This window comes from Reichenbachiella faecimaris, assembly GCF_900176375.1.
In the GTDB taxonomy this organism is placed as follows: domain Bacteria; phylum Bacteroidota; class Bacteroidia; order Cytophagales; family Cyclobacteriaceae; genus Reichenbachiella; species Reichenbachiella faecimaris.
The window spans coordinates 242343-255167 of the sequence record NZ_FWYF01000003.1 but is presented as its reverse complement, the minus strand read 5'-3'; the positions used below and the strand labels follow the sequence as shown (position 1 = coordinate 255167).

Here is a 12825-nt window from a genome sequence, read left to right as displayed (position 1 = left end):
CTGGCCCAAAATAGTCCAGAAAGGTTTAGTTTTTTATACGCATTGAATTTCCAAAATGGCAGAAAATCTGACTCGATCAATAACCTCACATATTGAGCACACCAAAAGTGAGCGCAGAAATAATAGATTAAACGCTTACGAATTAGGTACTGAGCTATTATTCAAAACCAAAAAAGAACTTGATGAGCTTAAAGAAAAAATAGGATCAGACGATGTGCGCTATCAATCAATAGCTGATCTATTGGCAACCGAAATACTGCAATGTGGCATCGACTATTTCAAGGCTATGAAAGATAACTCTGACTTCTCAGAAGCCAGTTCTCTTGAAATACTAAATAGCGCCAAAGAAATCTCTATAGATTCCCAAATTCAAAAAAGAATAGAGGATAACATCAAAGGCATAGGTGATTGGGTGAGTAATCAATCCTTGCGCGACAGCCAAAACAATATCTACGACTTCAATAAAATCTTGCTGAAGACCGCTTTTTCCTTCATGACCTGTGACGGCCACATCGCTCCTAACGAAGTGGCGCTTATTAGAAAAATGGCGGAAGAAGACAAAGCTTTTGGCGAAATTGATATTGATACGGAATTAGACTTCCTGATTGAAGTCATCAATTCGTTGGGCATGGGTTTTCTCAAAGACTATTTCAAAATGCTCAAAAATGCGCAACTCAAGCAAGAACAGGAACTCAAGCTTATTGAAATGGCCATCAAGACACTCTATGCTGATGGCAAAGTAGATTATAATGAGGTGAGATTTTTTAGAATTTTTCGTTCTTTATTAAGTGTGACTGACAAACAGATTACAGATTTAAACCCCAATCTGCCTGATCAGTTCTTAGAGAGTGACATCTTTAGCCACGAATATTTAGGTCAACTTTTTGATGATTATTTCGAAAAGGTTGATATACCTACTTTCGAAAAACTATCTGAGCAAAAAAGAACAGAATACGTAGATCCAGAAAAATATAAGCAGTAGTCAAGATTTCATTCGTTCCCCAAAGTGCTTTTCTACGATAGTCAAAAGTTGTTCTTTAGTGATTGGTTTTGTAATAAAATCTGACACATCCTGATACTTTTCTGCTTTGTCCTTGTCCAATTTATTCAATGAACTGGTCAGCATAGAGATCACTATACCTCCACGCAATTCTACTGGCAATAGCTTATAAGCATCCAAAAACTCAAAACCATTCATCACAGGCATATTAATATCCAACAGGATCAACTCAGGCTTAGGGTAGGTTTTTCCATTTGATGCAAACTCACCCTTATTTTCGATATAATCCAATGCCATTTTCCCGTTATGGCATTCATGAATCTGGCCACTATATTTACACACATCTGTCAACAAATGTTGCTGTAGAAATAGAGACGTTTGATCATCGTCTACTAAAAGGATATTCGATATTATATTGATGTCAATCATTATTTATTAAGCTGTAATAGGTAAGTGGATAGTAAATATAGTGCCTTCGTTTGGAATACTTTGAACCTCTATGGTTCCATTATTTTTTTCTATTTGCTCTTTCACCAGATAAAGCCCAATGCCCGATCCTGGAATTCTTGAATTGCTGCTGAATCTCTCAAATAAGGTAAAAAGCTTGTCTCCATAGGTGGCCAAATCAATCCCTGATCCATTGTCTGAAAAGACCAACTGCACCTGACTCCCTTTGGGTACTGCTTTGATATTTATTTCTGGCTGACGATCAGGATGAGCATATTTTATAGCATTGGTAATCAAATTTTTGAGAATGCTATTCAGATAAACTTCAGAGGCATACACAGATGAGATTTCGGTAAAATCTGTATTGATTTTTACACCTGATTCTTCAATATCATGCGCCAAAACCTGTTTAAGGTTTTCAATGGCTTCCTCCAATGAACACTCCTTTTTTTCCAAATCACCAGACTTTTCATGCTTCAGCAAAGACATAAAATCCTCAAAGGTCTGTAGCCAGGTATCTACAGACTCATGCACTTTATCTATAACCTCTCTTTTCTTCGACTCGGGAATTGAAGAGGTCTTCAATATTTCCGAGAGATTTTTAATATTCAGTGCTGGCCCTCTGAGGTCATGCGTGATTTTGTAAGTAAGTGTATCCAGAGATTCATTGATTCCGCTAAGTCGCTGATTGATATCATTCTTTTTTTGGTGCGTAACTCCCAAAAGAAACCCAGCCATACCTAGCACCAGAGGTGCCGTGTCCACTACATAGTGAATCACATTATTTTGATGAATGATTAGAATGCTCTTTAAAGAAAAGTCCATACCATTCAGCCAGCAATCCATCAATTGAGAAAAGACTGGAAAGCTCAGACCAAAAATGACTCCACCCAGAGTGTATTTGGCACGAACCGTAAGCGCTTTCTTTTGCATGATCTTTCTAGGCCAACTTCTAATCTCAAGAACCCGTCCCGAAATCCACAGAGTCAGAAATATCCTTTACTTGAGATAAGTCAAACATGGGAAGCTTGTTTTCCTTGAAATAGTTGCTATACAACTCTTTGATATAGATATCTGTAAAAGCATCCTTGTGAATGAAATTTTTTCCGATTTTAGGAAATTTTTCCAAAATCTTTTGGTCGGGAGATTTAAGTGCAGTCCGTAGGATCTTGAGAAAATTGATTTCTTCCCTTTTTACTTTATCATCTGCAGTAATCGTCTGAATCGCAGATTCCAACAAAAGCATTTCTTGCTCTTCCGTAAGCGTAGCGTTATTTAGTTTTTTGAAATAATCATCAAAAAAATCTAACCCCTTTAAGTTAATAAGCTCAATCAGTAATTTCAGTTCTGCATCTATATCTACCCCAGAAAGGTCTACTTTTTCCTTAGCCAACTGCTTTAGAAAAGCAATTTCTTTTGGGGAAATATGCCCATCACAGGTCATGAATGAGAAAACTGTCTTTACCAATAGTTTGGCGAAATCCGATTGATTTGTCATTTGAGTCACGTTTATTAATTGCTGCCTTTGCTGCTTTAAGATAATCAAAATTTCTAAAACTAATACTTACCTTTGCCGACTATGCAAGAGGAATCATTGGAAGAAGAATTATACGAACACCACAAAATTGTGGCTGATCCTGGCCAGGAAATTTTGCGGTTGGACAAGTTCCTAATGGATCGCCTGCCCAATGTGACCCGAAACAAACTGCAAGCAGGAATCAAGGATGGTTTCATCAAGGTCAACGATCAGGAAATAAAGCCTAATTACAAGGTTCACCCTGGAGATATAATCGTCGTAGAGCTGCCAGAGCCTCCCAAAGATACGGATATAGTCCCTGAAGATATAGAGATAAATATCATATTTGAAGATGATGATTTGCTTGTTGTAAACAAAGAACCAGGTATGGTAGTGCATCCTGCTTATCAGAATTGGTCTGGGACTTTGGTCAATGCTTTGACTTTTCATTTCAACAATCTCCCTACCATGCCTAACAATGATGGGCGACCAGGATTGGTTCATCGCATAGACAAAGACACTTCTGGGTTATTGGTTATTGCTAAAAGTGAAAAAGCCATGTCCAGTCTCGCTAAGCAGTTTTTTGATCATAGCATTGAAAGAACCTACTACGCGCTAGTGTGGGGAGAGCCAGAGGAAGATAAAGGCACGATAGATGTAAATCTGGGTCGAAGCCTAAAAGATCGCAGAGTGACGGCAGCCTTCCCCGAAAATGATCATGGGCGAAAAGCAATTACTCATTTTAAGGTGATCAAAAGATTACGTTATGTTTCTTTGATCAAGTGTAATCTGGAAACTGGACGAACCCATCAGATTCGAGCGCATATGAAGCACATTGGCCATCCCTTATTCAACGATGTGACCTATGGCGGCGATAAAATCCTCAAAGGCACCACATTTACAAAATATAAGCAGTTTGTTGAAAACTGTTTTAAGATTATCCCCAGACAAGCCCTTCATGCCAAGTCTTTGGGATTCATCCATCCTACCACAAATAAATTTGTTCAATTCGACTCTGAGTTGCCCCAAGATCTTCAAGACGTGATCGAGAAGTGGGAGCACTATGTCAATCACATAGATTAAATGATTGTAATTAAGTATCTCTGGTATTATTCTTTTTGGACTATTGTAAGGATAGGCCTGCGCCTCTATTACAGCAAAATAAAGGTAACAGGCCTGGAAAACATTCCTAAAAAAACGCCAATCATCTTTGGATCCAACCATGAAAATGCGTTTATAGATGCTCTACTAATTACAACAAGCAATACGTGCTTTGATCATTATCTGGTTCGTGCAGGTGTATTCAAAAACCCAATGGCAAAGGCCTTTTTCAATTCACTCAATCTAATGCCAGTTTATCGCGCGCAGGATGGCGTAAATCCCCTAGAAGCCAACAAGCAGATTTTTAGAGCGTGCTTCGAAGCTTTGGCAAAAAAATATGCGGTCATGCTATTCCCAGAAGGAGAGCACAACATTAGAAGACATCGCAGAGTGCTGAAAAAAGGTATTACCAGAATAGCGCTTGGCGCTGTCAATTTTGAGGGAGGCACAAAAGAGCTTTCAGTGGTTCCAGTGGGTGTTAACTATTCTGATCATACTGGATTTAGATCTACAGTTCACATCGTTTTCGGGAAACCCATTGTAGTGAAACAACAGGAGGAAAACGCAAAAAATTACAACCAATTAACTGCCCAAATTACTGAGGCGATGAGCAAGGTGCATGTCTCATTGGATAGAAAAGAATATCTTGGATTGGATGCCATTTTCTTTCATGACCAAGATGCTCATCAATTGGTAGATTATGAAAAAATTAATGCTGCCGCTAAAAAATTAGAGGGTAGATCAGCTGAAGTCAAAGCCATTGAGGAACAAAAAACAGCATTAGAATCGGCAGGCCTTTCCTTTCCTTTCAGGCCTATGAGCACACGTCATGCGTTCACATTATTTGCTCTTGCTCCATTTGCGCTAATTGGTTTGCTTATTAACCTTCCCGTTTTGCTTCCTGTCTATCTGTTTATAAAATTAAAAGTCAAAGAAATCGAATTTGTGGCCTCACTGAAATTTGGGTTCTCTCTATTAGGATTTGGCATTTGGTGGTGGCATTTAGCCAGTTGGGCCAGTGAATATACTGGTCAATGGTATTTAGGGATCATAGGTGTGGCTTTTTCTTTTGTTACCTTGATCTCTCTCAATGGTTTTATTAGAAAGTGGAAAAGATTCCGACTGACGCAATTACTTGCATCTGATGAAATCCTTCAATCCAAGTATAATGCTTTTGTTGATGAGATCGCTCAAATCAGAGCTGAGCTATTCTAAAATAGCTGAAGCAAAACGTTGCTTGTCATTCAGATCCTTATAAATTTTCGGTTCGCTATATCCGTAGTGCTGGAAAAGCAGTAAGGTTTGCTTTCCAAATTGTTCATTAATTTCAAAAAACAATACACCTCCCTTTTTCAAGGCATCCTTTGCTTTCTGCATAATGGTTTTATAAAAGATCAATGGATCATTATCTGGTACAAACAAAGCCAAAGAAGGCTCAAACTCCAGTACATTTTTTTTCATTAGTTGTTTCTCCTGATCCATGACATAGGGAGGGTTGCTGACAATCAAATCCAGCTCTTTATGAGGAATTTCATGCTTCAATATATCCAGAGGGGAAAATACTGCATTCGCACCTAGCCGAGCCGCATTGTATTGGGCAATCTTTAGCGCCTCATGACTGACGTCATAACCCACTAATTGCGAATCATTGATAGTCAGGGCAAGCGAACAAGCAATACACCCAGAACCCGTCCCAATATCAGCCATTTTGGGCTTTTCCCATTTTCTGAAATTGGAAATAATTTGAATGAGCAACTCCGTTTCCTGCCTAGGGATTAAAACGTTTTTATCAACATAAAAACGGTAACCATAAAATTCAGCCTCTTTAAAAATATATTGAATGGGTTCATTGTCCAGCAGACGCTTTACCAAAAGATTGTACTTCTTCTTCTGTAGACTGTCCGGGAAAAATTGCCGATTGACAATAATATCAGTTTTTGAAATCCTAAAGATTTTATCAAGCACAATATAAGACAAAGCCTGCCCTTCCTGGAGGCCCAATTCTGGATTGAGTAATGCTACAGTATCTTGAAAAGTGTTCCTAGGAAAATATTCCTCCATGACACAAAAATAATTAAACAGTGTAAATTTGATAGCACCCGAAAACGAGAAAAGAAAAGCAACCAATTATGGACTATTCTAGCCTTAGAATTGAATGACAATGAATAAATCAATTGACAAAAAATACATGCAGCGTGCACTCGAATTGGCAGCAAATGGACTAGGGGTAGTTAGCCCCAATCCTATGGTGGGGTGTGTGATTGTATATAAAAATAAAATCATTGGTGAAGGGTGGCACGAAAAATATGGTGAAGCACACGCAGAAGTCCATGCGATCAAAAGCGTGAAAAACAAAAAACTTCTGAAGCAGTCTACAGCTTACGTAACGCTAGAGCCTTGTGCCCATTTTGGTAAGACACCACCTTGTGCTGACTTGCTCATCAAACATCAATTAAAACGAGTGGTCATTTGTAATCAAGATAGTTTTCCATTAGTGAATGGTGGAGGCATTAAAAAACTTACAGAAGCGGGAATCGAAGTGGACGTTGGCGTGCTTTCCAAGCAAGGAAGAAAACTTAATAAGCGGTTTTTCACACGAGTGGAAAAAAAGAAACCTTACGTAATATTAAAATGGGCTCAGACTGCTGATGGTTTTGTCGCTAGAGAAAACTATGATTCAAAATGGATCAGTGGTGAGCAATCAAGAAAAATGGTGCACAAATGGCGCTCAGAGGAGGATGCCATTTGGGTGGGTACCAACACTGCAAAGTATGACAATCCAAAACTCAATGTAAGAAACTGGCAGGGCAACAACCCTATTCGACTTGTTATTGACAAACGACTGTCGCTGAATTCCGACCTTCATCTCTTTGATCAAGAAATTCCATCCATTTGTTATAACCTTAAAAAGGAAGGAAAGGAAGAAAATCTGGAATGGGTAAAGGTAGCTGATGAGCGATTGCTTGAAGATGTATTTCTTGATTTGAGACAGCGGGGTGTCCAGTCAGTCTTTGTAGAAGGAGGGGCTCATTTATTGCAATCGCTCATAGACAAGGACTACTGGGATGAGGCCAGGGTGTTTACGAGTCAAACGAATTTTGAAAAAGGAATAAAAGCACCTAAACTAAACGTAGACAGTAGCAAGGAGATGAATATCGAGGATGACAGATTGAGTATCTATCTAAAATAGAAACCTCAAATTTATTACTTCAGGCAGCTGCTAATCTCAGTTGGAAGGATCAAAAAAGCCCTTCTGATTCTCATCAGAAGGGCTTTCAATATTGATATTTTTGGCAATTAGCTACCGCATCCTACACATTCGAATTGTGAATTAGCCTCACCTTCTTTGTCATTGGCTGGGATGAAATCAACATTCTTTTCTTTCGAAACTGTGAACTTGATCGCATCAGCAGCTGCTTTTGTTCTCAAGTAGTACATACCCGTCTTCAATCCTTTCTCCCATGCATAGAAGTGCATAGATGTCATTTTACCAAAGTTAGGCTCTTGCAAGTGAATGTTTAAGCTCTGGCTTTGACAGATATATGCACCCCTGTCTGCTGACATGTCGATGATCGACTTCTGAGAAATTTCCCAAACCGTTTTGTAAAGCTCTTTGATGTTTTGAGGAATTTCAGGAATATTCTGAATTGATCCATTCGCAGTCATGATTCTATTCTTCATGCTATCATCCCATAGATTCAAGGCAATCAAATCTTTCATCAAATGCTTGTTTACCACGATGAACTCACCTGATAATACTCGTCTGGTATAAATATTTGAAGTATAAGGCTCAAAGCATTCATTGTTGCCCAAAATCTGAGAAGTAGAAGCTGTAGGCATAGGAGCCAATAGCAAGGAATTTCTCACACCATGCTTTTTCACTTCCTGTTTCAAGCTTGTCCAATCCCATCTTTTGGAAGGAGTCACATTCCACATATCATATTGGAAGATGCCTTTAGATACAGGAGAACCTTTGAATGTCTCATAAGCGCCATCCACCTTAGCCAAATCTTTAGAAGCAGTCATTGCCGCGAAGTAAATCGTTTCGAAGATTTCGCTATTCAATTGTCTGGCATCTGGAGAATCGAATGGCATTTTCATTTGAATGAAAGTGTCAGCTAATCCTTGTACACCTATTCCAATTGGACGGTGTTTCATATTTGAATTCCGTGCTTCTGGAACAGGGTAGTAATTGACATCAATTACCTTGTTCAAGTTTTTAGTGATCACGTAAGTGATATCATACAACTTCTGATGATCAAATAGGCCATCTTCAGTGACATACATTGGTAAGGCTATTGACGCCAGATTACATACTGCTACCTCATCTGGAGAAGTATACTCCATGATTTCGGTACACAAGTTACTTGACTTGATGGTACCCAAGTTTTTCTGATTCGACTTCTTGTTTGCTGCATCTTTGAATAGCATATAAGGTGTACCTGTTTCGATTTGAGATTCAAGTACTTCAAACCAAAGATCCTGTGCTTTGATGGTTTTTCTGCCTTTTCCTTCTGACTCGTATCTTTCGTATAGTTTTTCGAACTCATCCCCATAGGCATCTGCCAATCCAGGGCATTCGTTTGGACACATCAGGGTCCAGTCACCATTTTCTTTTACACGCTTCATAAACAAGTCTGGCACCCAAAGGGCATAAAACAAGTCTCTTGCTCTCATTTCCTCTTTGCCATGATTCTTTTTCAAATCAAGGAAATCGAAAATATCTGCATGCCAAGGCTCCAAATAGATAGCGAAGCTACCCTTTCTTTTTCCACCACCTTGATCTACATACCTGGCAGTCATGTCGAAGTTTCTCAACATCGGCACAATACCGTTCGATACGCCATTGGTTCCTTTAATGTAAGATCCTGTTGCTCTTACGTTGTGAATACTTAGTCCAATTCCACCAGCCGACTGAGAGATTTTTGCCGTCTGCTTCAATGTATCATATATCCCGTCGATACTGTCATCCTTCATGGTCAGAAGGAAGCATGAAGATAACTGTGGTTTTGGAGTGCCTGCATTAAATAAAGTTGGAGTCGCGTGCGTAAACCATTTTTCAGAGAGTAAGTTGTAGGTTTCGATCGCTGCTTCAATGTCTTCTTTGTGAATACCAATGGCTACACGCATCAACATGTGCTGTGGTCTTTCCACGATTTGCCCATCCAGTTTCATCAAATACGAACGTTCCAAAGTTTTGAAACCAAAGTAGTCGTAGCTAAAATCCCTATCATAGATGATAGATGAATCAAGCAAAGCTGCATTTTTCTTGATGATACCATATACATCCTTAGCCAGCAGAGAAGCATTCTCTCCAGTCTTTGGGTCTATATAGGTGTACATCCTTTTCATGGTGTTTGAAAAAGACTTACTTGTCGTTTTGTGAAGGTTGGAAATGGCGATTCTCGCTGCCAACTTTGCAAAGTCAGGATGAACTGTAGTCAGTGAAGCTGCAGTTTCGGCAGCCAGATTATCTAACTCTACTGTGGTCACACCATCATAGATTCCAGAAATCACTTTCTTAGCGATATCTACAGGCTCAATGAAATTGGTATTAAGTCCGTAGCAGAGTTTTTCTATTCTGGCGGTGACTTTGTCGAATTTGACGGATTCTCTCCTTCCGTCTCTTTTTAGTACTAGCATAAGGCAAACAGGTTACAAGTATTAAGGGATATATACGTATACAATATTTTTAAAAATCTTCGTCCAAACTAAATTTAAGCGAATCGTCATTGGCATCTTTCATGACTCCTGCTTTTTGATATTCCGCCACTCTTTTTTCAAAGAAATTAGTTTTTCCCTGTAGGGAAATCATTTCCATGAAATCAAATGGATTAGTAGCATTATATTGTTTTGAGCATCCTAACTCAAGCAATAATCTGTCTGCTACAAATTCAATATACTGACACATCAACTCCGCATTCATTCCAATTAGCTTCACTGGAATCGCATCAGTTACAAATTCTTTTTCTATTTCGACGGCGTCGATTATGATTTTTTCAACGGTGTCAGTTGAAAGTTTGTGGATCAAATGATCATTATACAGCAAACAAGCAAAATCACAGTGCAATCCTTCATCTCTTGAGATCAACTCGTTAGAGAAAGTAAGACCTGGCATCAAGCCTCTTTTCTTCAACCAGAAAATAGAGCAAAAGCTACCAGAGAAGAATATTCCTTCTACTGCAGCGAACGCAATAAGCCTTTCTGCAAAAGAACCATTGTCGATCCATCTCAATGCCCAGTCAGCTTTCTTCTTAACGCATGGGATGGTTTCTACCGCATGAAATAGTTTATCTTTTTCTTTATTGTCCTTAACGTATGTGTCTATTAATAAAGAGTAAGTTTCAGAGTGAATGTTTTCTATAGCAATTTGGAACCCGTAGAAGAACTTAGCTTCTGTGTATTGAACTTCTGACACAAAGTTCTCCGCTAGGTTTTCATTTACGATCCCATCACTGGCGGCAAAGAAAGCTAATACATGGGTGATAAAATGACGCTCGCCGTCATTTAAGTTTTCCCAGTCTTTGAGGTCTTGACTGAGGTCTATTTCTTCGGCAGTCCAAAAGCTAGCCTCAGCTTTTTTATAGAATTGCCAGATGTCATTTTTTTCGATAGGGAAAAGCACGAATCTGTCCTTGTTCTCTCTCAATAACGGTTCGTCTTGTACAAAGTCTTTTGCCATGTTTTTTTACTTCATTTCTTTTTAAAAAGGACAAATAATAGCCGTGACTAATGATACTGGTGTCAGTCATTATTCGCCTTTTTCGTGTTTTGCACCAAGGCAAAACGGTGGTGTTCGTTTCTCTATTGGATTACTTGTTCGTTAGTGTGTCGAGTCCTTTGAACAAGCAGTACAAATATGAAAAAAAGAAGGTAGAAAGACAAGGCCAGAAAACGGTTGAAAACTTGATTTTGAAGCACCTGAAAAAAACATTTAAACGCTTGAAAAATAGCAAGTTGAAAGCATACTTTTTAAACCTTAACTTGTATTCATTTGCGCTTGAATCGGCGATGTAAAAAAGTTGATTTTTTTTTTATTTTTTTATGTCCTCTAAAATGCTAGTAAAAGGGTTTGATTTCTGTCAGATAAATTTTACTTTTGCAAACCAATTTTTAAAACTGGATTTATTACAAATTATGTACGCAATAGTTGATATAGCCGGTAAGCAGTTCAAAGTAACGCAAGATCAGTATGTTTACACTCCTCGTTTGGAGGGTGAAGCTGGCGCTTCCGTAGAGTTTGACCGAGTGTTGTTGATTGACAACGATGGAAAGGTCAAAGTAGGTGCCCCAACAGTAAAGGGCGCTAAAGTTTCAGGTAAAATCCTTGCTCAGGAGAAAGACGACAAAGTGCTTGTCTTTAAGAAGAAGAGAAGAAAAGGATATAAAGTGAAAAATGGCCACAGACAGTCATTGACTAAAGTTTTAATCGAAAATATTAAATAATATAATACCATGGCACATAAGAAAGGAGCAGGTAGTTCGAAAAACGGAAGAGAATCCCATAGTAAACGATTGGGAGTGAAGATATTTGGTGGGCAAGACATTATTGCTGGAAATATCATCGTAAGACAAAGAGGAACCACTCACCATCCAGGAGAAAATGTTGGTATGGGTAAAGATCACACTTTGTTTGCTTTGACAGACGGTGTAGTTGAGTTCAAAAAAGGAAGACAAAACAGATCTTTCGTTTCAGTAGTAACTCCTGAAGCAAAAGCTTAATTAGTCTACTTAAGATATAAAAAAAGCCATCTTGATAGCTATCAGGATGGCTTTTCTTGTTTCATTTCTTTTCTATTCAGACACGTCTTCCTCTAGTTTACTCAAGTCAAATTCTTTAAGGAATTTTTGAGCTTCATTTAGGTTTTGAAACTCAAATTTTTTGACCTGACTGCCAGTAGTATGTATATCTACTTTGACCATGATCACACGAGGGCCTTCGCTCAAAGGATCTTCTACAAATTTTGTGGCTTCAGTAATTTTGAAATCGCTTGCTGATTTCTGCATAGATAGTTTTACTGTTCTCCGTTTGATACGTTTGCAATACGAGCATTTGTAATGTTTGATCAGTTCACCCTCTTCATAGTGGGATGCTTTTTGAGTGATCTCCTCTTTTTCAAGTCTTAATGTTTGGAACCCACAGCGATCACACTCCATAGCATGCAATCTCCCTTCATATTTTTCTATATGTGTATCTCCTGTATCTACATCTATCCAGACATCATAATCTACAGAAAACACATCTTCTTCTGCCTGCATGCCTTCATCTAAGTAAGCATCCTCCTCCTCTTCACTTAACAGTTTCATTGTGTTACCCGTTTTAGGATTGATCCTGGGCTGATATCGATAAACTTTCAAACGCTTCGCTTGCTGGGTTGGATAATAAAATTTGAGCATCAATAAGGCCACATATCCATAAAGCACTCCTATACAAAGGGAAATGAATAACCTTATCCAAAACCACATGAAAGAATGTGTCAACCCGTCTGCGGCATAGGTATTGCATATAAAAAAGACTGAGGCGGCTACTGCAAGATGTGCACTTAGCAAATAGCCATACTCCCGCTTGCTAACAAAGTCATATTTATCCTTTAGCAATTTAGTACTAGCCAACTTGATTTTGTAAAAAGCAAATATAAAAACACCAATACCCAGAGATATTGGAGACAGGATAAACATGGAAGTATTCCAAGAAGTTAAAAAGTTGATGATTGATTCGCTCATTATTATTATAGTATTAGTTGATTCAAGAAATTTACCT

13 protein-coding genes are annotated in these 12825 nt (G+C 38.5%); 6 read left to right on the top strand and 7 right to left on the bottom strand.

The features are described 5' to 3' along the window. Positions 1 to 55 precede the first annotated feature (55 nt). The gene (locus B9A58_RS13645) at positions 56 to 982 is read left to right on the top strand and encodes a tellurite resistance TerB family protein (protein WP_084373430.1); all 927 of its coding nucleotides are present in this window, start codon (positions 56 to 58) and stop codon (positions 980 to 982) included. Here B9A58_RS13645 and B9A58_RS13640 read toward each other — a convergent pair whose 3' ends face one another. Genes B9A58_RS13640 through B9A58_RS13630 form a run of 3 tightly spaced genes read right to left on the bottom strand, consistent with a single transcriptional unit; the run spans position 983 to position 2945 of the window. Further along, entirely contained in the window at positions 983 to 1429 is a 447-nt protein-coding gene (locus B9A58_RS13640; protein WP_084373429.1) for a response regulator, read from the bottom strand. It lies immediately after the preceding gene. A gap of 6 nt (positions 1430 to 1435) precedes the next feature. Beyond that, positions 1436 to 2380 carry a sensor histidine kinase gene (locus B9A58_RS13635; RefSeq protein ID WP_084373428.1) on the bottom strand — a complete coding sequence of 315 codons (945 nt, stop codon included), beginning with the start codon at positions 2378 to 2380 and terminating at the stop codon, positions 1436 to 1438. A gap of 25 nt (positions 2381 to 2405) precedes the next feature. Continuing rightward, positions 2406 to 2945 (bottom strand): tellurite resistance TerB family protein, encoded by a 540-nt coding sequence (locus B9A58_RS13630; protein ID WP_084373427.1) that lies wholly within the window; start codon positions 2943 to 2945, stop codon positions 2406 to 2408. 81 nt (positions 2946 to 3026) lie between these two features. On the opposite strand from B9A58_RS13630, the gene B9A58_RS13625 reads away from it, so the two are divergent. Together B9A58_RS13625 and B9A58_RS13620 are read left to right on the top strand one after the other, a co-directional pair. After that, a complete protein-coding gene (locus tag B9A58_RS13625; RefSeq protein WP_084373426.1) occupies positions 3027 to 4046 on the top strand; it encodes an RluA family pseudouridine synthase in 1020 nt (339 codons plus the stop codon). After that, positions 4047 to 5279: a lysophospholipid acyltransferase family protein gene (locus B9A58_RS13620; RefSeq protein ID WP_084373425.1), complete on the top strand. Its 1233-nt coding sequence runs from the start codon at positions 4047 to 4049 to the stop codon at positions 5277 to 5279. On the opposite strand, the gene prmC is transcribed toward B9A58_RS13620, so the two are convergent. Then, complete coding sequence (gene prmC, locus B9A58_RS13615) at positions 5271 to 6125, bottom strand: peptide chain release factor N(5)-glutamine methyltransferase (protein WP_084373424.1); 855 nt, start codon at positions 6123 to 6125, stop codon at positions 5271 to 5273. The genes B9A58_RS13620 and prmC overlap by 9 nt on opposite strands. Positions 6126 to 6225: 100 nt before the next feature. Between prmC and ribD the strand changes: the two genes are divergently transcribed. Further along, positions 6226 to 7254 (top strand): bifunctional diaminohydroxyphosphoribosylaminopyrimidine deaminase/5-amino-6-(5-phosphoribosylamino)uracil reductase RibD, encoded by a 1029-nt coding sequence (ribD, locus tag B9A58_RS13610; protein WP_084373423.1) that lies wholly within the window; start codon positions 6226 to 6228, stop codon positions 7252 to 7254. A gap of 107 nt (positions 7255 to 7361) precedes the next feature. Here ribD and B9A58_RS13605 read toward each other — a convergent pair whose 3' ends face one another. Next, positions 7362 to 9707 carry a ribonucleoside-diphosphate reductase subunit alpha gene (locus B9A58_RS13605; RefSeq protein WP_084373422.1) on the bottom strand — a complete coding sequence of 782 codons (2346 nt, stop codon included), beginning with the start codon at positions 9705 to 9707 and terminating at the stop codon, positions 7362 to 7364. A 49-nt stretch (positions 9708 to 9756) separates the two neighbouring features. After that, positions 9757 to 10746, bottom strand: coding sequence for a ribonucleoside-diphosphate reductase small subunit (locus B9A58_RS13600; RefSeq protein ID WP_084373421.1), 990 nt, complete (start codon positions 10744 to 10746; stop codon positions 9757 to 9759). Positions 10747 to 11201: 455 nt separating this feature from the next. On the opposite strand from B9A58_RS13600, the gene rplU reads away from it, so the two are divergent. Next, on the top strand, positions 11202 to 11510 hold the full coding sequence (rplU, locus tag B9A58_RS13590; protein WP_084374000.1) for a 50S ribosomal protein L21: 309 nt from the start codon (positions 11202 to 11204) through the stop codon (positions 11508 to 11510). A 9-nt stretch (positions 11511 to 11519) separates the two neighbouring features. Beyond that, a complete protein-coding gene (rpmA, locus tag B9A58_RS13585; RefSeq protein ID WP_084373419.1) occupies positions 11520 to 11786 on the top strand; it encodes a 50S ribosomal protein L27 in 267 nt (88 codons plus the stop codon). A gap of 72 nt (positions 11787 to 11858) precedes the next feature. Here the strand turns inward: rpmA and B9A58_RS13580 are convergent, their stop codons facing one another. Beyond that, positions 11859 to 12788 (bottom strand): PH domain-containing protein, encoded by a 930-nt coding sequence (locus B9A58_RS13580; RefSeq protein WP_084373418.1) that lies wholly within the window; start codon positions 12786 to 12788, stop codon positions 11859 to 11861. Positions 12789 to 12825 lie beyond the last annotated feature (37 nt).

Excerpts from the sequence above, each read along its gene's own strand:
- prmC (WP_084373424.1), bottom strand. The coding sequence starts at position 6,125 with ATGGAGGAATATTTTCCTAGGAACACTTTTCAAGATACTGTAGCATTA.
- B9A58_RS13625 (WP_084373426.1), top strand. The coding sequence starts at position 3,027 with ATGCAAGAGGAATCATTGGAAGAAGAATTATACGAACACCACAAAATT.
- B9A58_RS13600 (WP_084373421.1), bottom strand. The coding sequence starts at position 10,746 with ATGGCAAAAGACTTTGTACAAGACGAACCGTTATTGAGAGAGAACAAG.
- ribD (WP_084373423.1), top strand. The coding sequence starts at position 6,226 with ATGAATAAATCAATTGACAAAAAATACATGCAGCGTGCACTCGAATTG.
- B9A58_RS13620 (WP_084373425.1), top strand. The coding sequence starts at position 4,047 with ATGATTGTAATTAAGTATCTCTGGTATTATTCTTTTTGGACTATTGTA.
- rpmA (WP_084373419.1), top strand. The coding sequence starts at position 11,520 with ATGGCACATAAGAAAGGAGCAGGTAGTTCGAAAAACGGAAGAGAATCC.
- B9A58_RS13640 (WP_084373429.1), bottom strand. The coding sequence starts at position 1,429 with ATGATTGACATCAATATAATATCGAATATCCTTTTAGTAGACGATGAT.
- B9A58_RS13580 (WP_084373418.1), bottom strand. The coding sequence starts at position 12,788 with ATGAGCGAATCAATCATCAACTTTTTAACTTCTTGGAATACTTCCATG.
- B9A58_RS13635 (WP_084373428.1), bottom strand. The coding sequence starts at position 2,380 with ATGCAAAAGAAAGCGCTTACGGTTCGTGCCAAATACACTCTGGGTGGA.
- B9A58_RS13630 (WP_084373427.1), bottom strand. The coding sequence starts at position 2,945 with ATGACAAATCAATCGGATTTCGCCAAACTATTGGTAAAGACAGTTTTC.
- B9A58_RS13645 (WP_084373430.1), top strand. The coding sequence starts at position 56 with ATGGCAGAAAATCTGACTCGATCAATAACCTCACATATTGAGCACACC.
- rplU (WP_084374000.1), top strand. The coding sequence starts at position 11,202 with ATGTACGCAATAGTTGATATAGCCGGTAAGCAGTTCAAAGTAACGCAA.
- B9A58_RS13605 (WP_084373422.1), bottom strand. The coding sequence starts at position 9,707 with ATGCTAGTACTAAAAAGAGACGGAAGGAGAGAATCCGTCAAATTCGAC.